The sequence below is a fragment of the Telluria sp. AZSoR62 genome (assembly GCF_058111565.1).
In genome coordinates this window covers 1-234 of the sequence record NZ_JBYTST010000633.1, presented here as the reverse complement: position 1 = coordinate 234, position 234 = coordinate 1, and the positions used below count along the sequence as shown (strand labels likewise).

Below are 234 nucleotides of genomic sequence, written 5' to 3'. Positions count from 1 at the left end.
CGATCATCGCCGCCGCCATATCCACGTTATATTCCTTGGCCCCGGTGCTGGTGTTGACCAGGTTGTTCAGCGCCACTGTGATGGGCTGCGAGTCGCCGCTGGAGAACACCACACCGAACAGGAAGTCGTTCCAGATCTGGGTGAACTGCCAGATCAGGCAAACCATGATGATCGGCGTCGACATCGGCAGAATGATCAGCCGGAAGATGGTGAAGAAACCTGCACCGTCCAGTC

At 57.3% G+C, this 234-nt stretch carries 1 protein-coding gene; it reads right to left on the bottom strand.

Features of this window, described 5'->3' with window-relative positions; translation table 11 throughout:
* The coding region (locus tag AC3XQU_RS24985) for an ABC transporter permease subunit (protein WP_489876777.1) at positions 1-234 on the bottom strand (234 nt) is incomplete at both ends.